This window comes from Pararhizobium sp. A13, from assembly GCF_040126305.1.
Lineage (GTDB): Bacteria > Pseudomonadota > Alphaproteobacteria > Rhizobiales > Rhizobiaceae > Pararhizobium.
The window spans coordinates 520,681-544,041 of sequence record NZ_CP149511.1 but is presented as its reverse complement, the minus strand read 5'-3'; the positions used below and the strand labels follow the sequence as shown (position 1 = coordinate 544,041).

Annotated in this window: 26 protein-coding genes and 2 pseudogenes; 20 read left to right on the top strand and 8 right to left on the bottom strand. The window is 58.5% G+C overall.

Annotated features, from left to right (window positions below; translation table 11 throughout):
• Positions 1 to 22: 22 nt before the first annotated feature.
• Entirely contained in the window at positions 23 to 670 is a 648-nt protein-coding gene (locus WI754_RS24120; RefSeq protein WP_037131071.1) for a TetR/AcrR family transcriptional regulator, read from the bottom strand.
• Positions 671 to 762: 92 nt separating this feature from the next.
• Entirely contained in the window at positions 763 to 963 is a 201-nt protein-coding gene (locus tag WI754_RS24115) for a hypothetical protein (protein WP_349438058.1), read from the bottom strand.
• Between WI754_RS24115 and WI754_RS24110 the strand changes: the two genes are divergently transcribed.
• From WI754_RS24110 to WI754_RS24070, 9 genes and pseudogenes are all read left to right on the top strand, one after another.
• A complete protein-coding gene (locus WI754_RS24110; protein ID WP_341487804.1) occupies positions 950 to 1,843 on the top strand; it encodes an NAD(P)/FAD-dependent oxidoreductase in 894 nt (297 codons plus the stop codon). The two genes, WI754_RS24115 and WI754_RS24110, sit on opposite strands and share 14 nt — an antisense overlap.
• A gap of 10 nt (positions 1,844 to 1,853) precedes the next feature.
• A complete protein-coding gene (locus tag WI754_RS24105; protein ID WP_341487803.1) occupies positions 1,854 to 2,699 on the top strand; it encodes an alpha/beta fold hydrolase in 846 nt (281 codons plus the stop codon).
• 1 nt (position 2,700) lies between these two features.
• Positions 2,701 to 2,866 (top strand): annotated as a pseudogene (locus WI754_RS24100) (IS630 family transposase); the annotation flags it as partial.
• 185 nt (positions 2,867 to 3,051) lie between these two features.
• Positions 3,052 to 3,315, top strand: coding sequence for a transposase (locus WI754_RS24095; protein ID WP_341487802.1), 264 nt, complete (start codon positions 3,052 to 3,054; stop codon positions 3,313 to 3,315).
• 22 nt (positions 3,316 to 3,337) lie between these two features.
• Complete coding sequence (locus WI754_RS24090; protein WP_341487801.1) at positions 3,338 to 3,613, top strand: hypothetical protein; 276 nt, start codon at positions 3,338 to 3,340, stop codon at positions 3,611 to 3,613.
• Between the two features lie 58 nt (positions 3,614 to 3,671).
• Positions 3,672 to 4,421: a LuxR family transcriptional regulator gene (locus WI754_RS24085; RefSeq protein WP_341487800.1), complete on the top strand. Its 750-nt coding sequence runs from the start codon at positions 3,672 to 3,674 to the stop codon at positions 4,419 to 4,421.
• Between the two features lie 74 nt (positions 4,422 to 4,495).
• Entirely contained in the window at positions 4,496 to 5,209 is a 714-nt protein-coding gene (locus WI754_RS24080) for an acyl-homoserine-lactone synthase (protein ID WP_341487799.1), read from the top strand.
• An 11-nt stretch (positions 5,210 to 5,220) separates the two neighbouring features.
• On the top strand, positions 5,221 to 5,541 hold the full coding sequence (locus tag WI754_RS24075) for a hypothetical protein (RefSeq protein ID WP_341487798.1): 321 nt from the start codon (positions 5,221 to 5,223) through the stop codon (positions 5,539 to 5,541).
• A 588-nt stretch (positions 5,542 to 6,129) separates the two neighbouring features.
• A complete protein-coding gene (locus tag WI754_RS24070) occupies positions 6,130 to 8,196 on the top strand; it encodes an ATP-dependent helicase (RefSeq protein WP_341487797.1) in 2,067 nt (688 codons plus the stop codon).
• A gap of 393 nt (positions 8,197 to 8,589) precedes the next feature.
• On the opposite strand, the gene WI754_RS24065 is transcribed toward WI754_RS24070, so the two are convergent.
• Positions 8,590 to 9,087, bottom strand: a complete 498-nt coding sequence (locus tag WI754_RS24065; RefSeq protein WP_341487796.1) for a GNAT family N-acetyltransferase — start codon at positions 9,085 to 9,087, stop codon at positions 8,590 to 8,592.
• Positions 9,084 to 9,380 (bottom strand): DUF1778 domain-containing protein, encoded by a 297-nt coding sequence (locus tag WI754_RS24060; protein WP_341487795.1) that lies wholly within the window; start codon positions 9,378 to 9,380, stop codon positions 9,084 to 9,086. The genes WI754_RS24065 and WI754_RS24060 overlap by 4 nt, the downstream gene beginning before the upstream one ends.
• A gap of 948 nt (positions 9,381 to 10,328) precedes the next feature.
• Between WI754_RS24060 and WI754_RS24055 the strand changes: the two genes are divergently transcribed.
• The 6 genes from WI754_RS24055 to WI754_RS24030 all read left to right on the top strand — a co-directional run bounded on the left by WI754_RS24055 (position 10,329) and on the right by WI754_RS24030 (position 16,930).
• Complete coding sequence (locus WI754_RS24055) at positions 10,329 to 11,195, top strand: LacI family DNA-binding transcriptional regulator (protein ID WP_349438057.1); 867 nt, start codon at positions 10,329 to 10,331, stop codon at positions 11,193 to 11,195.
• A 141-nt stretch (positions 11,196 to 11,336) separates the two neighbouring features.
• Positions 11,337 to 12,611, top strand: coding sequence for an extracellular solute-binding protein (locus tag WI754_RS24050; RefSeq protein WP_341487793.1), 1,275 nt, complete (start codon positions 11,337 to 11,339; stop codon positions 12,609 to 12,611).
• An 80-nt stretch (positions 12,612 to 12,691) separates the two neighbouring features.
• Complete coding sequence (locus tag WI754_RS24045) at positions 12,692 to 13,579, top strand: sugar ABC transporter permease (RefSeq protein WP_341487792.1); 888 nt, start codon at positions 12,692 to 12,694, stop codon at positions 13,577 to 13,579.
• Positions 13,579 to 14,430, top strand: a complete 852-nt coding sequence (locus WI754_RS24040) for a carbohydrate ABC transporter permease (protein ID WP_341487791.1) — start codon at positions 13,579 to 13,581, stop codon at positions 14,428 to 14,430. The genes WI754_RS24045 and WI754_RS24040 overlap by 1 nt, the downstream gene beginning before the upstream one ends.
• Before the next feature lie 2 nt (positions 14,431 to 14,432).
• Complete coding sequence (locus WI754_RS24035) at positions 14,433 to 15,791, top strand: glycoside hydrolase family 32 protein (RefSeq protein ID WP_341487790.1); 1,359 nt, start codon at positions 14,433 to 14,435, stop codon at positions 15,789 to 15,791.
• Positions 15,792 to 15,919: 128 nt separating this feature from the next.
• Entirely contained in the window at positions 15,920 to 16,930 is a 1,011-nt protein-coding gene (locus tag WI754_RS24030) for an ABC transporter ATP-binding protein (protein ID WP_341487789.1), read from the top strand.
• A 188-nt stretch (positions 16,931 to 17,118) separates the two neighbouring features.
• Here the strand turns inward: WI754_RS24030 and WI754_RS24025 are convergent, their stop codons facing one another.
• A complete protein-coding gene (locus WI754_RS24025) occupies positions 17,119 to 17,772 on the bottom strand; it encodes a hypothetical protein (RefSeq protein ID WP_349438056.1) in 654 nt (217 codons plus the stop codon).
• Between WI754_RS24025 and WI754_RS24020 the strand changes: the two genes are divergently transcribed.
• Positions 17,746 to 18,942, top strand: a complete 1,197-nt coding sequence (locus WI754_RS24020; RefSeq protein WP_349438055.1) for a LysR substrate-binding domain-containing protein — start codon at positions 17,746 to 17,748, stop codon at positions 18,940 to 18,942. The two genes, WI754_RS24025 and WI754_RS24020, sit on opposite strands and share 27 nt — an antisense overlap.
• Positions 18,943 to 19,174: 232 nt before the next feature.
• Positions 19,175 to 20,137: an arginase family protein gene (locus tag WI754_RS24015; protein WP_341487786.1), complete on the top strand. Its 963-nt coding sequence runs from the start codon at positions 19,175 to 19,177 to the stop codon at positions 20,135 to 20,137.
• 239 nt (positions 20,138 to 20,376) lie between these two features.
• Here the strand turns inward: WI754_RS24015 and WI754_RS24010 are convergent.
• Positions 20,377 to 20,558 (bottom strand): annotated as a pseudogene (locus WI754_RS24010) (SDR family oxidoreductase); the annotation flags it as partial.
• Between WI754_RS24010 and WI754_RS24005 the strand changes: the two are divergent.
• The 3 genes from WI754_RS24005 to WI754_RS23995 all read left to right on the top strand — a co-directional run bounded on the left by WI754_RS24005 (position 20,497) and on the right by WI754_RS23995 (position 21,645).
• Positions 20,497 to 20,973 (top strand): hypothetical protein, encoded by a 477-nt coding sequence (locus tag WI754_RS24005; protein ID WP_349438074.1) that lies wholly within the window; start codon positions 20,497 to 20,499, stop codon positions 20,971 to 20,973. The pseudogene WI754_RS24010 and the gene WI754_RS24005 sit on opposite strands and share 62 nt — an antisense overlap.
• 238 nt (positions 20,974 to 21,211) lie before the next feature.
• Positions 21,212 to 21,409, top strand: coding sequence for a hypothetical protein (locus WI754_RS24000; RefSeq protein WP_341487784.1), 198 nt, complete (start codon positions 21,212 to 21,214; stop codon positions 21,407 to 21,409).
• Between the two features lie 2 nt (positions 21,410 to 21,411).
• Entirely contained in the window at positions 21,412 to 21,645 is a 234-nt protein-coding gene (locus tag WI754_RS23995) for a hypothetical protein (protein WP_349438054.1), read from the top strand.
• On the opposite strand, the gene WI754_RS23990 is transcribed toward WI754_RS23995, so the two are convergent.
• Both WI754_RS23990 and WI754_RS23985 read right to left on the bottom strand, forming a co-directional pair.
• A complete protein-coding gene (locus WI754_RS23990; RefSeq protein ID WP_341487783.1) occupies positions 21,622 to 22,629 on the bottom strand; it encodes a ScyD/ScyE family protein in 1,008 nt (335 codons plus the stop codon). The two genes, WI754_RS23995 and WI754_RS23990, sit on opposite strands and share 24 nt — an antisense overlap.
• Positions 22,608 to 23,342, bottom strand: coding sequence for an SUMF1/EgtB/PvdO family nonheme iron enzyme (locus WI754_RS23985; protein ID WP_341487986.1), 735 nt, complete (start codon positions 23,340 to 23,342; stop codon positions 22,608 to 22,610). Before WI754_RS23985 ends, WI754_RS23990 begins: the two co-directional genes overlap by 22 nt.
• Positions 23,343 to 23,361: the final 19 nt, after the last annotated feature.

The following is a 23,361-nucleotide window of genomic DNA, read 5'->3' as shown; positions in this document are numbered from 1 at the left end:
TTCTGATCCGTTCTTAACCAGGCTATCCGCCCGCGTGGTCGTTCCCACCGTGTGCGGCGACGAACATGGCGACGGCGGACCGGCAATAGGATTCGATTTCGTTGTCGTCCTCTGCTCTCGCCTGATCGAAGCGTGCGATAATCAAGAGATCGGATCCTTTGATAAGCGCGGCAAACAAGCGGGCGGACCGGAGAGGATCGGGCACGTTCAGAACCGCCTTCGCGTGCAACTGACGCAACAGGGCCTCGATTTGGGCGATGACATAGGCGGGGCCGGCTTCGTAATGGAGCTTGCTTAACGACTTTTGATTCGTCTTGTCGGCCATGATCATGGCTTCGACACTGCGGACGTCCGGGCTCAACAGCGTGCGAAGCAGGGATGTTCCCACCGCCATGAGCTGATGTTCTGCCGAACCGTCGACGCCTTCAATAAGAGCCTGTGGTGCAAACTGATGGCAGTGGGCCGCGATGGCCGCACTGAACAGCGCCTCCTTGTTCTCGAAGTGCCGATAGATGCTGAGCTTGGATATCCTCGCTCGCTGGGCGACCTTGTCCAATGTCGTCGCTTGAAAACCCAATTCCACAAAGAGTTCGCACGCGGCGTCGACTATCGTTTGGCCAAGCGCCTCGTTGGCGGGCCGGCCGCGCCGGGCCTGGCTGTTTTCGGTCACGACAATTCCAGTCCTTGACAGTATCCTAATTCTTGACTTACGATACCATATAGTATCTAAAAGGTGCGCGCAATGCGTAGGTGTCCTCCAAATCAAGCTTCCCTGGGCCGCCCGGCGATATCGAATGCGGCATCGTCCGGCCGGTCAACACAGTGATGGGCGACTTTCTCGTCGATGCCGAAGCCCTGCTCGCTGCCCGTCTCGAGCGCGTATCGCTGGACGATATTGCGCGCCAAGCCCAACCCAACCCCCTCCATCCACAACACGGAGCCCATCACCATGGATGACGTCATCATCATCGGCGGCAGCTTTGCCGGTCTCGCCGCCGCCCTGCAGCTCGGCCGCGCCCGCCGCAAGGTCACCGTTCTCGATACCGGCCTGCCGCGCAATCGCTTCGCCGGCCACTCGCATGGCCTGCTCGGCCACGATCACAAGCCACCGCTGGACATCCTGGCCGAGGCGCGGCAGCAACTGGCGCGTTATACCACGGTCAAGCTGGTCAATGCGCGGGCCGACAGCATCTCCGGCACCATCGACAATTTCTCCGTCCTCACTGGCGATGGCGAAAGCCTTGGGGCGCGCCGCCTGATCCTAAGCTATGGCGTTGCCGACCAGATGCCTGATGTTCTGGGCTTTGCCGAAAGCTGGGGCACATCCATCGTGCCCTGCCCCTATTGTGATGGCTTTGAAGTCGCCGGCCAGCATTGGGGCCTCGTCTGGTCCGGCCCGCCGTCGCACAATTATGTCAGGCTTTACCACGATTGGACCGACACGTTGACGGTCTTCGCCGATGGTCACGACATTGCACCCGATATCCGGGCCGATCTGGCGCGCCGCAACATACCTGTCGTTGATGGCCGGATCACCGAAATCGCCCGTCACGGGGGCCATAATGCCACCGTCAAGCTCGATACCGCCCCCAATGTCGCAGTCGATATTTTGTTCGCGCATCCGCGCAACAAGCCGTCCGCAAGCCTGCATGAATCACTGGGACTCGCCACGGTCGATACGCCCCTCGGCATCGCCCTCAAGGTCGACGAGCGCCGCGAAACCAGCACGCCCGGCATCTACGCCGCAGGCGACCTCGCCAACCCAGCCATGGCCTCGGTCACCACGGCAACATCGCACGGCGCGACGGCGGGTATCTCCGCCCAGCAGTCGATGCTGGTTTGAGAAGACACACATGGAGTTCGAACACGTCACTTTCGACCTACCACACGGCACCTTTCACGCGCTGCAGGGTGGTGATCCTGATGGTCAACCGACGATCGTCTTGCACGGCTTCCCGGACCATCCGCCGACCGCGAAGCCCTTCCTTGCCGAGCTCGGCCGCCGTGGACGTCACGTCGTTGCACCCTGGCTTCGCGGTTACGCGCCGTCCCCGACCGCGGGGCCGTTCGACTTCGCAGCCCTCACCAGCGACGTGCTCGCGCTGATCGACCGCTGGTCTCCGGCGCGACCCGTGGAGTTGATTGGCCACGACTGGGGCGCCCTGATCACATACGATGCCTGCGTCACAGCGCCGGAGCGGATCGAACGCGCGGTCACGCTCGCAATCCCTCACCCACTCACGTTCATGAGCCGGCTGACGCACCCCGCTCAGCTACGCCGGAGCTGGTACATGGGGCTCTTTCAACTGCCTGGAAGCGGCTGGGTGGCCACCGCCCGCGATCTCGCCCTCATCGACCGCCTCTGGCGTCAGTGGTCGCCCGGCTTCTCGCTCGATCCTGCTCTCCAGGCGGAGCTACACGAGCACCTGCGGGCGAGCATGCCCGCGCCTCTAAAGTACTACCGGGCGATGCTGCGACCCGGCATGCTTGGGGCGACGCGCCGCCTGTCTCAGCCGATCGCGGTGCCCCTGTTGCAGCTTCACGGTGCCAACGACGGCTGCATCCTCCCCGCGCAGGTCGACGACCGACATCGGTTCGCGGCCCGGCACGCGATGGAAGTCGTCCCCGACGTCGGTCACTTCCTACACATAGAGGCCCCCGAGGCGATCGCGGAACGGATTGCGGCATGGGCCGGGTAAGCCCGTCGAAAATCTGGCTCTTCATGCGCGAGAACTGGCTGTCGAATCGCATCTTCAAATCCTACGACAATATCGTCGACCATTGCTGCGATGCCTGGCGCAAACTCGAAACCCAGCCTTGGCGCATCATGTCCATCGAGCGCAGAGACTGGGCAAATGGGTTCTGATCAATGAGGATGCGTATAATTCATTGTTTCAGCGAACTTTGCGTGTCTGGCAGGCGCGACGCGGTGCGCTGTTCATTTGGATGGTGGTTGGCGGAATCCCCGCACAGTGAGAGGCAACGGTGACTGATTGCATGGTCCGCTTCCGACGCTCGAGAGACTGCGGCTGCGCCCCAAAGCCGCCCTTCATGCCGACGAGCATTTTCAGCTACAACGATCTCGAGGACCTGCAGGAACTGAAACGGGTGAACCACAGCAAGGAGTACGAGACCGAGGATGGGATCAACACTGTCGAAAGCTTCTTTTCGCGCATCCAGCGGGCCTACATCGGCATCCATGATCGCTTTTCGGTGAAGCACTTCGACAGGTACGCAGCAGAAATAGCGGAAATATGCATGATCCATGAAACAATGGGGTCATCTCATTTGTACCTCAATCTCACGATCCTTTAGGGAAAACGAGGGATGCGAAAACATGCTGCAGGAAATCCCAATAGTCTGGAAATCTATCCGGAACGATGCGTACGCCGCCATGCTCGGAGAACACCAACTGGCCTACGTTCTACGTCACGAGAACGAAGCGGTGTGGCGTTGGGTCATCTCGGACTGCAATGGGCTGGAGTGCTATGAATTTCGCTCGGCTCGAAGTCTCGCCGATGCCAAAGCGGCGGTCAAAGACAGTGTTCATCAATGGTTTCGCGCTGCAGGTTTGCTTCACCTGGATTCGGTCCCGGAACGGCAAGATGTATAGTCAACGATTGACGACTTGATGTATCATCTCGCAGGGAAATGAACGGTGCGAGGGGAGCATGGTCACCGACACGGAAAAGTTGGCTACTGCCAACGCGATGTTTGATTTTTTGACAGAAACCAAGGGCGCGAAAACAAAGACGGATATTCTCCAACCACTGGAAAAGGCTGCCCACATCTTCGGCTTTGACTGCTTCGCTATATCGGGGATTCCGCTACCCCACGAACGCATTGACCCCTACTTCATGCTGAATGCCTGGCCGGACGAATGGTTCGAACGTTACGTGAAGAGGAATTATGTTCACGTAGATCCGGTTATTTATCGCACCAAGATGCAGGATGATGCATTTGTCTGGTCGGAAGCTCTAAAGGGGCGGAAACTGAACCGCGAAGCTCGGCGCGTCATGAACGAGGCCACTGAGTTCAAGATGAACGATGGCTACAGCGTACCCCTTCACTCGGCCGGCGGCTTCCAAGCTATAGTGACGTTTGGCGCGGAAAAAGTCGACATCTCGCAGGAGGCCAGAGGCGCGCTCCACATCATCTCTATATACGCGCACAATGGGTTAAAGGCCCTGCTCACCGATGAAGCCACCTCACGACATCTTACCTCCTTGAACATTACACCGAGGGAGCGCGAGGTCCTTCAATGGTGCGCGGCTGGAAAAACGTCCTCCGAGATTGCGGACATCATGGGCCGCTCCCCGCGTACGATCCAAAATGAAATCGGGAATGCGCAGAAGAAGCTGAATGTTGTGAACACAGCACAGATGGTGGCAGAGAGCTTCAGACTCGGAATTTTGCGCTAAAACTAGGTAAATTTACTCATTTAAACATATTCTGAAATACTGCAGCATTCCCCTGAAAACATTGGGGGAATGAAATGCTGAAAGTGTTCTTCGGCGACTCCATCGCTCGACATTGGGATACCATGGAGAATATCTGGCGCTTTCGACATCTGCAGTTTGTCGAGCGGTTTGGGTGGGAGGAGATAAGGCGCGCCGATGGTCGTGAGGTAGACCAGTTCGACACTGATCAAGCAATCCATCTCGCCCTCTTTTCGGGGCCAAAGGTGGTCGGGTATTCACGGCTCCTGCCAACGACTGCGCCTCACCTGCTTTCTGACGTCTACCCACATCTCATGGGCGGCCGCCCCTGGCGACGCGAACATGCAGTTTATGAATGGACCCGGTGTGTCGCGACCCAGGGGGAAATCCGGCTGAACGGAGTCCTGGCTTCACACATTCTGATGACAGGTGTGATGGAGTTTTGCCTCACCGCCGGCATTGAGGCACTGATCGTTGAAACGCATCCAAAACTGGTCAATCTGCTCGTCACCACCGGTTGGGATGTGACCATTCTCAATCAACCATCGGTTCTGGAAGAGAAATTGGTAGTCCCTATCGAGGCGAGGCCGTCAGCGGCAGGCCTGATACTGCATCAGCGCATTTACTCGATGCATGGCAGCACTCTCGCCATTGCATTGGACACGCCAAATCCAGTCAGGCCCGATGAAAATTTGAAAAGACTGCCATTCCTTGCTCGAGGTGAGGCACGGGCAATTGATGGTCATCCCACAAACAAGGCATTCGGCTGAAGGAGGAAATTATGGGCCAGATTCAGAAAGTGCATGCCACCGATAGGACTGGATACATCAGCGACTATGTCGCCAACATCATGAATGATTTGGAGGCGACGATCCAGGTCATCACAGACCGCAAACCCACCCCAAAGGCGGCCGAATTGCTGTACCTCATCGGCATGGTCAAGCTCGCGGCTTATGACGCCCAGGGAATAACTCCACTGCCGGACTTCAAGATCGGCGCGACCGCGCTCACGCCGCGCCTAAGTTCAGAACTCGACGACTGTACCGTCCTTGTCTGTTTCCCTTGGAACTGGGCATACGACGCTGTTGAAGGCGAAAGCTGACCGGCCGTAGAAATAGCACGTCAAGCGTCGCGCCCGATGCGCGCGTCGCTTGAGATCCGTCCCCCCGTTCAGACCATTAGGTCACCCGCCTGCAGCGCCACCGCGTCATCGATGTGATCCGGAGAACCTCACAGGACTGCCTAAGCGAAGGTAGCGTGGATGGCGTCTACCCTCCATTGCCATCTGGTTTCGGCGCGGCGACCGCGTCACGTCGTGGAAACGCGAAGGGCGCTCGACCCTTTCGGGGAGAGCCCTTCGTAAACCCGGACAGCGTTGCACGCGCGACCGTAGTGCTGCAGCAAGGCGTCAAGACGGGTGATGGCCCTTAGATGTGCTGCGACGTGGATGTGGTTACCCTGTGGGCGAAGTACCTGGTTCCGAGAGGAGAGGTCTTTAATAACTAGGATCGAGGCATCGAACAGCCGTCGAAAGTGCGGCTCACGTCTTTTCAAAGGTAGTGATAGGTGCTAGTTCTTCCTTTGTTCTTACTGACGGAGGGACGAGGTCGCGGACGCTGATAGAGGGCTTTCCCCGGTAATCGCTTCGCTTCTGTACGGCGAGAACCGACAGCACATTGGGGGGCAAGGCTTGGTCGCGACCTACCTGGAAAAACTGAATAATCAGCAGCGCAGTGCTGTCATGCACGGGGTGACGCATGTCGGTAGCCACGTCGCGTCCCCTCTCCTGATCATTGCGGGTGCCGGTTCGGGAAAGACCAATACGCTGGCACACCGCGTGGCTCACCTTATCGTCAATGGTGCCGATCCTCGTCGCATCTTGCTGATGACGTTCTCTCGTCGCGCGGCCGCCGAGATGTCGAGAAGGGTCGAGCGCATCTGTCGCCAGGTTCTGGGAGCGAACGCCGCAGTCATGACCGATGCGCTTGCCTGGGCCGGGACGTTCCATGGAATCGGAGCGCGTCTTCTTCGGATCTACGCCGAGCAGATCGGACTCAATGTCGACTTCACCATCCACGACCGCGAAGACTCGGCCGACCTGATGAATCTGTCCCGCCACGAGCTGGGTCTTTCCAAAACAGACAGCCGCTTTCCGACCAAGGGCACATGCCTCTCCATCTACTCTCGCACGGTAAACTCTGAGGCTCCACTCAAAGAGGTGCTTCGCAAGCACTACCCTTGGGTCGCCGGATGGGAAGAGCATTTGAAGCGGCTCTTTGCGGCTTATGTGGACGCCAAACAGGCGCAGAGCGTCTTGGACTACGACGACCTTCTTCTCTACTGGGCACAGATAGTCAGAGACCCCGAGCTCGCCGAGGACATCGGCGACCGCTTCGACCACGTGCTGGTGGATGAATATCAGGACACCAATCGCCTGCAGTCCTCGGTCCTGTTGGCCTTGAAGCCGGGCGGCCGCGGCCTGACCGTCGTCGGTGACGATGCGCAGTCCATCTATTCGTTCCGTGCAGCCACTGTTCGAAACATCCTCGATTTCCCGAAGGAGTTCAGTCCCGCCGCGGAGGTCATCACCCTCGATCGAAACTATCGTTCGACCCAGCCGATCCTTGCTGCCGCCAATGGCGTTATCGACCTGGCGCGCGAGCGCTTCACCAAGAACCTCTGGACCGACAGACAGTCGGCGGAGCGGCCGAAGCTGTTGACAGTCAAGGATGAGAACGACCAGGCGAACTACATCGTCGAACAAGTGCTGGAGAACCGCGAAGCCGGCATGACGCTCAAGCAGCAGGCTGTCCTCTTCCGCGCCTCGAGCCATAGCGGCCCGCTGGAAGTGGAACTGACGCGCCGAAACATCCCATTCGTCAAATTCGGTGGCCTCAAGTTCCTGGACAGCGCCCATGTAAAAGACATGCTAGCAATTCTGAGGTTCGCTCAAAACCCGCGCGACCGCGTCGCCGGCTTTCGGCTGCTACAGTTTCTACCCGGCGTCGGACCCCAGACGGCTGCCAGGATTCTCGATGCGATTGCCACAGACCCCGAGCCTTTGATGGCGCTTCTGGAAATTCCAGCTCCGCCACGCGCTGGTGACGATTGGCAGTCTTTGGCGAAGCTTCTTGTGGGTCTAGGAAAAGCCAATGCCGGCTGGCCCGCCGAAATCACTCAGGCGCGCGAGTGGTACGAACCCCACTTTGACCGAATCCATGAGGATGCCGAGACACGAAAGGCGGACCTGCTTCAGCTTGAGCAAATTGCGGCGGGATATCCGAGCCGGGAGCGTTTCCTCACCGAGTTGACCTTGGATCCGCCGGACGCCACGAGTGATCAGGCAGGCGTGCCGCTCCTCGATGAGGACTATCTCATTCTTTCCACTATCCATTCCGCCAAAGGGCAGGAATGGCGGTCCGTTTTTATGCTGAACGTCGTCGACGGGTGCATCCCCTCTGATCTCGGAACCGGCACCACGGATGACATCGAGGAAGAGCGCCGGCTGCTCTACGTCGGCATGACGCGGGCGAAAGACAGCCTGACGCTGGTCACGCCCCAACGGTTCTTCACGGGCGGCCAGAACGCGCAGGGTGACCGCCACGTGTATGCGTCGCGAACCCGCTTCATTCCAGCGACACTTCTTCAGTTCTTCGAAACGGCAACGTGGCCCGTTGTGAACGCCGCCGCCGCCGAACGGAGTGCCCGACAGATCCGTATCGATGTCGCCGCAAGGATGCGGACGATGTGGAAATAGTCCGATGGCGGGTGCCGCACGGATATCTCTGAAACACGGCGAGCCGCCTACGGATCCTTCAGAACTTCCCCGGCAGCGCAAGATGATATTGTTTTTGCTTGATTAATTTCAGTCGCGAAAACCTGAGCAATGGCGATCCTGACAAAAGAGGGATAGAAAACAGGACACCGTGGATGGGTGATCAGGCACCCCGCTCCTCCGTTGCTGCGTTCAAAACGCGCCGTTCGGATCTGGCGCATGGATTTGCGCACCGCATCGGATGCCCGGCTGGCATCCTCCGTCAAGTGCCAGCGGTCAGCGACTGTTGCCGTATCGAGGCACTGTCGCGAACGTGTGGATAGAGGCGCCATGCTGCCGCAATGTCCGCGCTTTCTCAAGCGACTGACGATGATATCAGGAATTCAGCGCACTGTTCAGATCATGCAGCCCGACCATCAGCATCATGGGGTCGGACGGCGAAGGCAGAAAACCGACCGCCTCGTAGAAGGCTCGCGCATCATCGGAAATCGCATGCACCAGCACGCCGCGGATACCGAGGATTTCAGCGGCATGGAGCAGACGCAGGCCCGCATCGCGCACCAATGCCCTGCCGAGACCGCACCCCTGATAGGTCTGGTCGATGGCGAGGCGGCCGAGAACGGCAACCGGAATCGGATCGGGCATGTTGCGCCGTAAACGGCCAGGTGCTTCCGGCTGCTTTACCGCGCCGGAGGCGAGCGCATAATAGGCGATCACGCGGTTGCCCTCGCACACGACGAATGTGCGCGATGCGCCGCCTGCCTGATTGGCGCGGGCGCGGCGACGCAGCCAATCGTCCAGTTCAGGAACGCCGGCATTGAATTCCGCCAGCTCGTGATGGTCGGCCAGCGGTGTCGGTGCGCTGAGGGTCACGCCTCATCCCACGGCGCTTTGGTCGTCATAGTGCGTTTCAGGCGCTCATTTGGTTGCGCAGGTGCATCGAGGCGGGCAAGGTACTCGGCATAGATTTCGGAGCTAACCGTGAATATGGTCCGGTCGAGCAGCACTTCCTCGGCGCGGCGCTCGGAAGCCTCCAGCATGAAATCCGTGCGCGTCTTTCCAAGCACCTCGGCCGCACGGTCGATCAGGTTGCGGGTCGCCGGCTTGATGCGGATATTCAGCGGCACGCTTGCGTCCGGGCTTTTACTGGTGTTCGATATGGGCATGGGAAACTCCTATCTTCAACCGATATATAGCGTAACGACATCTTCGTTACAAGCAGCATCGTAATGATGGTGTCGTTACGTGGGCCCTGCCCCTTCTCAAACGGAAACGATATCCTTGACGCAGCGTCCGGACTTCTGGCGACCGTTTATCCGTTCAAACGATCGGTACGCATGGATTGAACTCCGCGCCATCACCATGCGAAAAGGCCAGTATAAGTGATAGCGTCCTTTATCATACATAGGGTGGACATGCGGTTAGATGAACTTGGGCCTGGCTTGAAGGGCAGGCATTGTTGATCACGTCACCTCAGTTTGGTGGCGTGCACTCCATGCGAGTTCTAAGCCGGAAGGCCTCCGCATTGTGCTCTATCGAGCCATCTTCCCGATCTCTCGTCAGCCAGTCTTCGCCATGTTGTCCAAGAGGATGTGTGGTCGCTTTTTCACCGCGGAAAGTACGACACGGCTGTATTTGGGGTCAGTTCCGGTTGGGGGCGAAATGACACTCCAAGGACCGTGACGGTTCATCACCTTGAGTTCGTTGTATCAACATCGTCGGGAATTTCGCCTCACCGGGAATACGAAATCTCCAACCTGCACCCTGAGAAGATCGATTTCCGTTAGGTGGCGACGCCGCGGCGTGCATTTGCCTCAAGCGCACTGGACCAGACGTTCGCGGCACGCCTTGTCTGGCTGTGTGGCATTCGTTCTGTTATCTGTCGTTCAAAATGGCTTGGCGGCCTTCGAAAACTGGGAGCAATCGCTTAAGTTGACTTCATTTTTCGCCGTCTCGGCCGGGGCAAAATGCAAGGAACTGCCGAAAAAAGGCAAGGTATGAAGACTCAAATCGATGTCGCTAAAGCGACTGGGGTTTCGCTGAAGACTGTGTCCAGGGTGGTCAACGGAGATACTTCGGTAAAGCCGAGAACGCGCGCGAAGGTCGAAAAGGCCATGCGCGATCTTGGTTATGAGCCCAATATCGCAGCGCAGGTCATGCGAAGCAAGAAAAGCAACGTGATCGGCTTTCTTGCGGACGGCGTTGCGATGTCGAACTCCTCGATCGACCTCATTCGTGGCGCGCAGGACATGGCCTGGGAACTCGGCAAGCAGATGATGCTTTTCAATATCGATGCCGGTGGTCAAGCCAAAGCCATGGCGGAAACGCAACTGCGCCAGTTTCGCGCCGAAGCGGTGATCTATGCGACGGTCTATCATCGGCCGATCAGCATCTCCTCGGCAACGCCGCGCATCATGCTAAATTGTTACGATCCGGCGGGACAGCATCCGGCGTTTGTGCCCGACGACCAACAAATGGCTCTGGATTTGATGCGGCGCGTCTTCGCAAAGGGTTATTCGCGCCCCTTCTTCTTGAATCTCTCAGACGATCACGACGCTGCGATCCTGCGCCGGCAGGGATATCTGCAAGCAGGACGCGAGCGGGGACTAGATCTCTCGGGGCGCGTAGCTCCGGCTCTGGAGAGGACGGAGAGTGGACATGTATTCGTTATCGATGAAGTGCTAACGCCACTTTTGTCGGGGGAGCGGCCCGACATCCTGATCTGCGGACAGGATCTCATGGCGATTGATGTCTATCTCTTGCTGGAACACGCGGGCCTGCGCGTCGGTCGCGATATCGGTGTTGCCAGCTTTGACGATCAGATATTAGTCACCCATCACCTGCGGCCGGGTCTGTCGACCGTGGCTTTGCCCTACTATGAGATGGGCAGGACTGCGATGGAAGCAGCTTGCGCGGAAACCCCTCCGCCACCGGTCATCACCCGGGTACCCGGCACCTTCATCTCCAGGGTGTCGTTCTAGGCTCCGAGGCATCCCAAAATCGAGTTGCGCCCGTATTGACAACGTAAGTCATTTCCCTTTAAGTCCCATAATGTCTTACGTTGTCTTTGACGTAGGATGGCGTCAGCGGAGTGGCGCTGACGAGATCTCGGGGAGGACGACATGAAATGTTTTAATCTGACCGCTACCGCATTGGTGGCATTTCTCACCACGTCTGCATCTTACGCCAAGGAATTGACCGCATGGGTTATCGATGGCGACGCGGAAAAGGGGTATTTCGCTCAGCTCGAGAACGCTTTCAATGCGTCCAACAAGGACGGACTGACCGTCCGCCTCGTGCCGGTTCCGGGCTACAATGAAGCTGTCCAAGCTGCCACGATGTCGGCCGGCTTGCCCGATGTTATCATGCTGGACGGTCCGAACATGGCATCGATGGTCTGGGCCGGAACGATCCGGCCGTTGGATCCGATGCTGGAGCCGACGATACTTGACGATCTGATGCCGGCGGTCCGGGCTCAGGGCACTTACAGTCCGGACGGCAAGGTTTATTTCGTCAGCCCATATGACAGTTCGGTTCTTCTCTGGGGCAATAAGGCCATCCTCGACGCAGCTGGAATCCAGATCCCAAAGGCGATCAAGGAAGCCTGGACTGCCGAACAATTCGAGCAGGTACTGGCGACCCTCAAGAAGCAGCCCGGCATTGAATGGCCGCTCGATGTGAAGCTCAATTATGGTGCCGGGGAATGGCTGACCTATGGCTTTTCGCCCTTGGTGCAGTCGAATGGCGGCGACCTGATCGATCGGAAAACCTGGGTGGCCAAGGGCGTAATGAATTCCGACAAGAATGTCGCTGTGATGCAGCGCCTCGCCGATTGGGTGAAGGATGGCTATGTCGTTCCGGCCAGCGCCGGCGACAACAAGTTCTTCGGTGAAAAGACCGCAGCGCTTTCATGGGTCGGCAACTGGATGTGGGAAGCCCACAAGAAGGGCCTTGGCGATGACCTCGTTCTCATTCCAGCGCCGGCCATGGGCGCTGCCGGCCCGATTTCGCCGAATGGCGGCTGGGGTTGGGCAGTTCCGACCAGCTCAACGGATACGGACGCAGTCTCGAAGTTTCTGAACTTCGCGATGTCGACCGATCAAGTTGCGAAATACTCCGATATGACCGGCTACCTTCCCGCCCGCAAGTCGGCGGTTCCGCTTTCAAAGCGCTATAGCGAAGGCGGTGAAGGTGAGCTCTTCGCGCAGCAGGCGTCGTGCTGCGCGGTTGTGCGTCCAATCCATCCGGCCTATCCGGTCATCACCTCGTCCTGGTCTCAGGCCGTGGCCAACATCCTAACCGGGAATGCTGATGTACAAGCCGAGCTGGATCGCGCTGCAGAAAAGGTCGACCAGGACATCTCCGACAACTCTGGCTACCCTCCATTCCAGCAGTAAGCATGCACTTACCGGCGGACAGGCCGGGTGGTTTGTTGCCACCCGGCTTGAGTGAAACCTGTGGATGGGAGGAGTGCGCCGTGGGCGTCGTGAGCAAATCAAAGTGGCAGCAGATTGGGATGTTGGCGCCGGCGATGATTGTGCTGGGTGTGATAATCGCCACACCCTTTGCCCTCTCCCTGTGGTTCTCGTTCACCGATCAACGGTTGGTGCCACGGCCGGTGCCGACCCAGTTTGTTGGGCTGCGTAATTACGAACGCATCCTAGCCGATCCGCTGTTCTGGCAGGCGATAGGCAACACTCTGCAATTTGCCGTTCTTGTCGTGCCGTTCCAGTTATCGATTTCGCTTGGGGCGGCTTTGATCCTGAACGCGCGCATTCCGTTCCGGCCCGCCGTGCGTGCGATTGCCATCGTGCCGCTGCTCTTACCGATGACGGTGATCGTCGCGATCTGGGCCGTGCTTTTTCGCATTCCGAATGGCCCGCTCAATGCGGCGTGGCAGTTTTTCGCTGGTGAAGGCCAATACGTCGATTGGATCGGTTCCTCGTCCACCGCCATGGTGGCCATGGTCGTGCTATCGGCCTGGGCGACCTTCCCTTATCAAATGCTGATCTATCTCGCCGGTCTTCAGGACATTTCCGAGGAGCTTTACGAGGCGTCCCGCATTGACGGTGCCAATGCCTGGCAACGCTTCTGGAACGTGACCTGGCCGGGCCTGCGCAACGTCAATATCTTCCTGCTGGTCATCACGACGATCGGCGCGCTGAAGCTCTTCACCCAGGTTTCGATCCTAACCAAGGGTGGGCCGAACGGCTCGACCACAACGATCATCTACTACCTGTTCCAGCAGGGCTACGCGACGCAGAAGGTCGGGTCTGCCTCGGCCGTCGCCGTCATCTTCTTCTTGGCCGTCTCCGCGATCGCTTTGTTTCAGCGCCATGTCTTCAAAAATGAGGGAGAGATGTGATGGCCGCAAAACTCGCCTCCGCTCACCCGTCGCGCCTGACGCTGGTCTCTGCCGGAATCCTGGCCCTGGGTGTCGTGCTGCCGCTGATGATGGCGGTGACGATCAGTCTCAATCCCGACGAACAGGCAATCCTGATCGAAATGGGAACGATCAGCGCCTTCATCCCGCATGTGGTGTCCGCGCAAAATTACATCGAGGTGTTGACCGACCCGGTCCATCCCTTCATCCGTTATTTCTTTAATACGGTGCTGATCACGTTCAGCACACTGATCTTGTCGATCCTATTCAATTCGATGGCGGCCTTCGTGCTGGCTCATGGCACCATCGCTGGCCGCAAGGTGTTGCTTGCCCTGATCCTGGCAACCTTGGTCGTTCCCGCTGAAAGCCTGGTGTTGCCGCAACTGATGATGGCGAGCTGGACGGGGCTGATCGACAGCTACGAGGTCCAAATTATTCCGGGTGTTGCGTCGGCGATGTCTATCTTCCTGTTCTATCAGTTCTTCAGTCGCTTGCCGAAGGAGTTGATAGAAGCCGCACGGGTCGATGGGTTCAGCTTCTTCCAGGTCTATCGCTACATTGCGATGCCGTTGTCGCGTCCAGTCATTTCAGCGATTGCCGTGCTGCAATTCCTTGAGATCTGGAACAGCTATTTGTGGCCGATCATGGTCACGCGGGGCCCGGAATACCGGCCGCTTTCGGTCGCCATGTCCGCTTATTTCAGCACGAACCAGGCATCGTGGGGCAACATCATGGCCTTTGCCGTGTGCATGGCTATTCCGGTCGTCCTGTTTTTCCTCGTCATTCAGAAACAGTTCATTGCAAGCGTCGTCAGTTCCGGCGTGAAAGGCTAAAGATGGTCCAAGACATTTACCGCCCCCGTTTTCATTTCGCCCCGGCCAAGGGATGGATGAACGACCCGAACGGCTTGATCCGGCTCGGGGACAGTTGGCACCTGTTCTACCAGCATGATCCTGACAGCATCAGCCACGGACCGATGCATTGGGGGCACGCGGTCAGCCGCGATCTCGTGACATGGGAGCATCTGCCGGTTGCTCTTGCTCCTGATGAGCTCGGCTGTTGTTTCTCCGGCTCGGCGATCCGCACCCCGGACGGTGAGGTCAAGCTGTTCTACACCTCACACCGTGTGGATGCGAACGGTCGCGACGATCAGCACCAGTGCCTCGTGCATGCGGATGCCGATCTGGCGCATTTCGTCCGCGATGCCAAGCATCCTGTTCTAAGCAATAGGGGCGAGAATGCATTCCGTGATCCAAAAGTGATCTGGCATGACGAGGGCAAGCGCTGGATCATGCTGATCACTCTGGGACAGTCGATTGCCTTCTACAGCTCCACCAACCTCACGGAATGGGTCTTCGAAAGCGTCTTCGGTAATCATGGGCGGCGTCATCACAATCATCCGTGGGAGTGCCCGGACTTGGTCCGCCTAGCGACCCCGGACGGCGAAACTGCTTGGGTCTTGATCGTTGGTATCGGGGGGTATGGTTTCGCAGCAGGTTCCGGTACCCAGTATTTTGTGGGCGATTTTGACGGAAGTCGCTTCATCAACGCGAATGCGCCTGAACTCGAACTCTGGGCAGATTTCGGTCGCGATTACTATGCGGCCCAGTGCTTTTTTGATGACAGCGACGCGCCGCCCGTGATGCTTGCCTGGGCCTCGAACTGGGACTATGCGAAGCAAACGCCGGCAAAGGCCTTTCGCGGGGTTATGTCCTTACCCAGAATGCTGGGGCTCGAACGCGGCCCTGATGGCCTCCGTCTTGTGCAAACCGTTCCTGAGTTTGTCCGTTCAGCATTCGATACACTCACACCGGGTGACCATGCCATAACTTCTGGCACCTTCCGCATCGTGGGCGAGCTCGAACACCACGAAGGCCAGGAAACGGCCCTGCATCTGTTTGGTGCCGATCTGCCGCAGTTCCGCATCGTCGAAGTCGAGGGCAAGCGGTGGCTGCATATCTTTCGGCAGGAGCACTGGGCGGAAGCGGCCGTAAGCGAAGCTTTCTTCTCGGATTATGCCGTGGATCTGCCGCAGGGGAGTCTCGATTTTGAAGTCTACGTTGACAACGGACTGGTGGAACTCGGCCTTTGCCGTGGCCGCGTCTGGGTGACAATGCAGCATTTTCCAGCAGATCCCCAAGGGGCAGTGCGACTTGTCACGCACCGCACCGTTTCCAATTGCGCCGCTGAATAGACGCGACTGCGGCAACTTCGATAGGTTGCCTGACCCGTTCGTCGCTTCGGTCCGGTGGGACGCTTCATACGTCACTCAACCGGTCCAACCACTACCGCCTCCAATACGTCGATTGAAAGGACCCAATCATGTCGGATGTTCGCCTCACAAATGTTCGCAAGTCATTCGGTGCCCTCGACATTATTCCCGACCTAACGCTTTCGATTCCTGATGGGTCCTTCACCGTTTTGGTAGGACCGTCCGGTTGTGGCAAGTCGACGCTTTTGCGCATGATCGCCGGGCTCGAAGAAGTCACATCGGGATTGATCACCATTGGTGGCGAGGATGTGACCTACAAGGAGCCGTCGGAACGCGGGATTGCAATGGTCTTCCAGAGCTACGCGCTTTATCCCCACATGACGGTGGCCGACAACATCGGCTTCGGACTGAAGCTCGCAAAGCTACCGCCAGCCGAGAGGGAGGCGCGCGTGCGAGAGGCAGCTGAAATATTGCAGCTAACCGACTTGATGGACCGTAAGCCGAAGGCACTTTCAGGCGGCCAGCGCCAGCGAGTCGCAATTGGTCGCGCCATCGTGCGCAAACCCAAGGTCTTTCTGTTCGACGAACCGCTGTCCAATCTCGATGCGGCGCTTCGCGGCCAGATGCGCATCGAGCTCGCAGAGTTACATGCCAAGCTGCGCGCCACTATGGTTTATGTGACCCATGACCAGGTTGAGGCCATGACCATGGCCGATCAGATCGTTGTGTTGCGCAAGGGCAGCATTGAACAGTTCGGCGTACCAATGGAGCTCTATAACTCTCCACAAACACCGTTTGTTGCTGGCTTCATCGGGTCGCCGAAGATGAACCTCGTTGACAGCGCCCGTGCTGGATTCCCCGGCGCCGACACCTATGGCGTACGACCGGAGCATGTCGACATCGTCGATCCGGCGAATGGACACTGGTGCGGGACCGTCCGCTATCTGGAACGCCTTGGTGCCGAGTCAATTGTTCTCGTCGACGTTCCCGAGATGGGCGTTGTTACCGTCCGCGAGGAGGGCGAGGCAGAGACTGCCATCGGGCAGACTGTCGGCCTGAAGGTCCGGATGAACCAGCGACATTTCTTCCGCAATGGAAAACGGGTCTCACTGCCAGTTTAAGGCTCGGCACGAACCTTCAGAGCCTGCACGCTCAAGAATGATGAGACCGGAAAGCCTTCCATACTCGGCAAGCAGCAGGGGCTAGTTGCCATCGCCTGTGGAAGCTCTAAAATGAGCTCGAGCAGATGTGCACTCTTACAACTTTTGGCATCATAAAAATTCGACATCTCCCGTCGAACAGTGTTTGATCATTTATCCTTATGTCCTGCGCTGAAACCAAGGAGGCTCTCAATGGCAAACGACACGACTTCGTTGCGCGTTCGATTCATCAACGTGATGACGGAACAGAAGTCCCAGCTGAAAGCCTGAGAGTTGTTCTGCCTGACAATCGAAGCTTTGAAATTGGGGCCGAGCCGGGCCGTGAAGGCACGGCGGTTTTCATAATCCCGGGTAGCGGACCACAAGATCAGACCTTGCAGAACTTCGTCACGCAGTTCGTTGTTAAAGATGGGATAGTTTTCGAACCCGACCCGCGCGAGTGTGGCACCATGCTGTACGGCAGCCGCTCCGGTGAAATCATCCGACTGGATGAATCGTGTAAGAGATGGCGAGACATTCTCAACTCGAAACAGGCGATGATTGCGAACACCGGAGAAGTCACCAGTCAGTGGGTCCGACCACCCATAGAGTTGGCCTTCCTCATAAATGAAAAAATGATCCGCCACCCAGATCTTCCCCATCGCAAGGAAATGGGACTGCACCGCTCCACCGTTTCGGATTTCACCGGCAACCGTTTTTGGGCTGCTGCTCCATGTTGACATGACATCGAAATCGATCGCGGTCGCTTCGGAGTCGTGAGGCTCTTTTGGTGCCTCATGACGCCGCGCGAGCTTGCCACGCAACGCGAGTTGCCTTCGATTGAAGCGTTGCAGCCGTGGATCAAACGGCTGCTGGAATGGCGACTGGTGCAAAGTGCTGAACGGACACAAGCCACCCGTTACGAAAAAGCAGAAACCTTTGCGCTTATCGAGGCTTCGCGCGGGCCATACGTTCCCACGGGTAATAGTAGCGGTTTGCCATGGGAAACGCTTTCAAGGATAGTGCGAGGCATCGTTAACAGAAGTTCAACATCTTTGAGCGATCTTAGAAATCTGCCCCTGCCGACGCTGCGAACCTTTGAGGCGACGGCACGCCACCAAAGCCTGTCGAAGGCCGCAGCAGAACTTCACCTGACCGACAGTGCCGTCAGCCACCAGCTGCGCAGATTAGAAAGCGCGCTCGGCTACGACCTGTTCAGCAAGGCTGGCAGAGGTGTCGTTCTGACCGAAGCGGGCGAGGTCTTTGCCAAGACCGTCGCAACTGCACTTCAGGATATTTTCGCTGCGGCTCTGCGGCTTTCGGAGGCGGGGCAGGAGGGTGGCAAACTCGATATCGCCTGCCCCCCGATGTTTGCAAGCGGCTGGCTCGCCAAGCATCTGAAGGACTTCTGTCAGGACCATCCGAGTGTGGAATGCCATATACGGCTTTCGGAAAACCAGCGGGTTCACGAGATTGCCGACATCGACATCGGCATCCTGTTCGGCAGCGGCGGATGGCCGGACAAGTGGTCGACGCTGCTGGCGCCGGTCAACATCACCCCGGTGTGCAGTCCTATGCTGTTCAACCGGATCGGCAAGACCATCACCAAGGTATTGGACCTGCGCGACGCGATGTTGCTGCACTGGGACGATGGTTCGGAGTGGCGACGATGGCTTGCTGAAGCGGGCGCACAGGACCCGCTCATCTATTCGCGCGGTCTTTATTGCAGCGACCTTGGCATGGCCATCGATCTTGCCATCAACGGCACCGGCGTGGCGCTGGTCAGCGATACGCTCTCGGCATCCGATCTTACGGCGGGAACCCTGGTTGCGCCCTTTCCCTTTTCGATCGATGCGTTCGGTGGCTGGCATGTGGTGTGCAGTCCGGCAAGTTTGCAGCGATCCAGTACCCGCCTTTTCCTGCGCTGGCTACTCGGTCGCTTCGGCCGTGGCGCGGCTCTCGACACAGCGCTTGCTCACCCGGCAGACGAATAAACCCTGAAAGGACATCATCAAAGCGGCAAGCTCTGCCGCTTTAGATCTCGAATCTTCATGGAATACATGACTTCACATCATGTATTCCGTGAAAATTCATCAATTGCCGAATTTTCCATCATGTTCTTAATTGGCGCAAGAAACAGGCAAAGCGGCTGATGCTTCGCTGGAAGCTCACGGCACCTTGCCCCAAACTGCCCGGCAGAGGCGACAGGCAACAGAGGACATCCCAATGAATCAGAAAGCAGATCTCGGCGCGCTCTTCGGCGCTGCATCCGAAACCACGACATTTCTCGGTCTCGCCGCTTGCACCGACCTCGACACGCTCAGCGCGCCGATTGCGTTGATCGGCGCACCATGCGGCACGTCCTACCGGACGGTCGGAGCCTATTGCCGCAATGGGCCTGACGCCCTGCGGCAGGCAACAGCCTCGCTGACGGCCAATGTCGATCGTCATGATTTCGACAACGGCGGCAAGGTCTTTCCGGAACCGCACCTGCGTGCCGTCGATTGCGGCAACCTGCCTTACGACGAGGAGGATGGCGCCGGAAACCGTGCGATCATCCGCGAGGCGGTTATGAAGGTGCTGAAGCGTGGCGCCGTTCCTGTTTTGCTCGGCGGTGACGACTCCATTCCGATCCCGATGATCGAGGCGATCGGCGCTCTCGCCGAAGGGACAAAATACACCATCCTGCAGATCGATGCACATATCGACTGGCGCGAAATTCACATGGGCGAGCGCATGGGCTTGTCATCGACCATGCGCCGCTCGTCGGAAATGCCGCATGTGGAGCGTATCATCCAGGTCGGCGCGCGCGGTATCGGATCAGCCGCGACGCAGGACTACGACGATGCGGTGGCGTGGGGTGTCAATTTCATCACAGCCTACGAATTGCACAGGCGCGGCATCGAGGCGGTGCTGGATCTGATCCCGGACGGTAGCAACGTGATCATCTGCATCGACGCCGATGCGCTCGACCCGGCGCTCGTTCCGGGCGTCATCGGCCGTGCACCGGGCGGGCTGAGTTATTATCAGATGGTTGATCTCATCCGTGGCGCGGCAGGGCGCGGCAAGATCGCGGCCATAGATTTCGTCGAGTTCATGCCCGAGCGTGATGTCGATGGTCTCGGCGCCTTCACGTTTGCGCGCGTTATCACCTCGGCGCTTGGCATCATCGCCCGGCAGATTGCCTGATATCTGAGCAGTCGTGGCCATCTATCCTTTCCGTCGAATCTGCCCGAGGCCATGGCGACGAGCTGGCTTTCGACACCGAGGCCACGATCGCTGAAGCACGTCAACTTTGGTCGGCGGTCGACCGACCAAACGTCATGACGGCATCAACATAAACGATCGATACTCGCTCCAGGAACGTAGGCGGCTCAGAATACTCACCACTTCCCCATTTAGCGGCAATCTGTCCTGCCTGATAGACTTCAGAACTTCGAGCCGCCATCGACCCGGACGGTGTCTCCGTTGATCCAGCGCGCGTCGTCGGAGGCGAGGAAGGCGATGACACTGCCGATATCATCAGGCTGGGCAAGACGCTTCACTGGATGCCGAGCGCGAAGTCCCGCCCTGCGTCCGTCTTAGTGAAGCTCGACATGTCGGTCGCAACTCCCGATCACCGTTTCGAGGTTGTGGGCGCGGACATCGGTCGCCGCTTCGCCCTCGAACATGACATGGGCGAGCGCCGCGCAGAAACAATATGGGACGCAATCGCGCTGCACACCACGGGATCGATCGCACGACACAAGGGAACCGACGTCGTCTGCACCTTGAGCGGTATCGGATGCGACCACGGCGGCGCTGGGTATGGGGACCTTGGCGATGACAACAAGAAAGTCATCCTGTCAGCCTATCCTCGCCTTAACATGAAGAAACAGCTAACGACATGCCTCTGCGGCATTGCCGAGAACCACCCGGACACAACAAGAGATAATTTCATCGCGGACTTCGGCCTGAGATATGTGCCAGGGTACAAGCGAGCGTCGCCGGTTGATTTTCTAGAGCAAGCGCCCTTTGACGAGTAGGTTCTTGGGCATTTCGAGTGTTTGCGCAGAGATCCACAGGCGTCGTTTCGAACGGCCTTAACGCCGTCGGTCGGAAACATTGACTACGATAGCTCAAGATCTGGCTGTCATCCTTGAGGCCTCGTCGGAGCTCACTGATCTATCGATGCGGCGGCGCACCAAACTAGCGATTTTTATCATCGCCGGCGCCACAGATATGCTTTTGTAAGCCTCCATACATCCGTGATAGAGATGGCTTATGGACTCGAAAGCACCCAATATCACCCGCAACGCCGTTACCGGCCGCCTATCCCGTGAACGCGGTGAGAAAATCAGCGCGGTAGAGGGCCTGAAGCTCACCCCGCGCATGCGCCGGTTACTCGATCAGACTGCTGGCAAGCCTGGTGACGAGCGCCGAGAGATGATCAAGGCGCAGTTTGCCAAAAAATCCGCCTAGGCGTGGTCTATACCGCTGAATACGACCCGCTGTGTTATGAAGGCACGACGGTCCTGCGCAATAAAATGGATTTGCGCGATCAGGAGGAACTAGACGAGTTCGAACTGACGATGTTCCTGACCCGCAGCGAAGAGCTTTGGCCCGAAGGCAGCCTTGATTTTCCGCATTATCTCGCCTTGCAATGCCCGCTCCGCGCGGGCGGGCAACCACACTCAGGGAGCCGTTTCAGCTGTTAGAAAATGGAGGTTGCCGCGAAGATCTGAAACGACAAGGCGCCGCTCGTCCCAGACGAGGACGGACACCGGTCGCGTCAGGCCGTCGAGAATGACTATTTGACGGCCCGTCATTTTGTCTAGTTTGAGCAACCGCCCGCTGCCCTTCCGGAAACCTTCCTTCTGATCGTAGGTACCATGTTCGAGGACAAGCATGTCTCCATCACCGGCGACGGCGATGCTCACCGGCGCATTCAGGCCTTCGACGTCAAGACTTGGCATTGACGCCCCACCGGCCTTGGGGATCGAAACGATCTTTCCAGCGCCAGCAAGGAAAGGAAAGCCGCCGAACAGCGCTATATAAAGGCGCTCGCCGCGAAGCCCGATGCCGGTCGGCACCGCGTCAACTTCGTAGCTCTTGCCTTCCGCGAATTCGGTCGGCGAAAGGTTTCGTAGCGCCGTCGCCGCCTCTTCCACCCGGCGGAATGTCATGATCGTGTCCTTCCGGCCGTCCGGCTGCACGCGTTCGACAGTGTTTCGCGCGGAGTCGATCACGTAGTAAATTCCACCCTCCACGATGAAGTCGAACGGATTCCAGAAATCGCTGCTGATGACACGAACCTTGCCGGCGCCGTCGAGCGCCACGAGGGCATGGTCGAACGGCCCCTCGTCGGAATCGACTGGTGTCCATCCCTGAACGACGACAAGGACGTCGCCAGCACGGACGACGCGGTAAGGACCGGTCGGGTCGCCGATAACGTCGAGGCCATGGGGAAAGGCAGGACCGAATGCGGCAAGCTTGCCGTTCGGGCCGCGCCGGTAAAGCCGGCCACTGGCAAGATCGGTGACGAGCAGAGCCTCGCCGTCTCGCGACACGCCGGAAAAGGCAGCCCCTGGCATGCTGATTGTCTCAAGCCTATAGCCAGAAGCGACCGTTGGCTCGGCGCCGGCGTCTGCCGTCAAAATCAGAAGGCCGGCGGCGACAATCAAGGCGCGGAGCGAACGCATCGGAAGCCTCCATTGGCTGAGAAACGGAATCCCGGATCATAGGCGAGGCGATAAGTCGTCGTCAGGTGGTTTCGATCGCTGTTCCAGGAACCGCCGCGAAGCACGCGGTATGGTCCGGCGCTCCTCGCCGCGTTCCCGCCTTCATACGGCGTGTAGACATCGCGGGTCCACTCCCAGACATTGCCGGCAAGATTGAGGACGCCCTCGCTGTTTGCGCCGTCGGCGAAGGACTCCGCCGGCGCGGTCATCGGATAGCCGTCGCGCGCGTCGCCGGAGCAGCAGGCATCGGCGCCGTAATTGGCGCGTCTCTCGTCCGGCGGGGACTCGCCCCATGGAAACGCACCACCCTTCGTTCCTCGCGCCGCCCGCTCGTATTGCTGCTCCGACGGCAGAACCAATCCGTAGTGACGGCAAAAGGCATCGGCGTCTCCCCAACTCACCCCGACCACCGGCCGGTCGTCCAATCCCAGGACCGGGTGATTGACGTAGAAGGCGGGACGGTGACCGGTCGCCTTGATGAAGCGTCCATATTGCCGGTTCGTGATCTCGGTGCGGTTGATCGCGAATGGCCGCCCCTCCAGCACGCGGCGTGGCCGTTCGTTTTCGGGACCGTCGTCGCGGCCGAAGACGAACGGCCCGGCGGCAATCTCGATCAGCGGATTGCCGACGATGGGGTCTATATCGGCGGCAGCTGCGCGCAATGCCGCCGTCATCATTATTGCAGCCACCCAG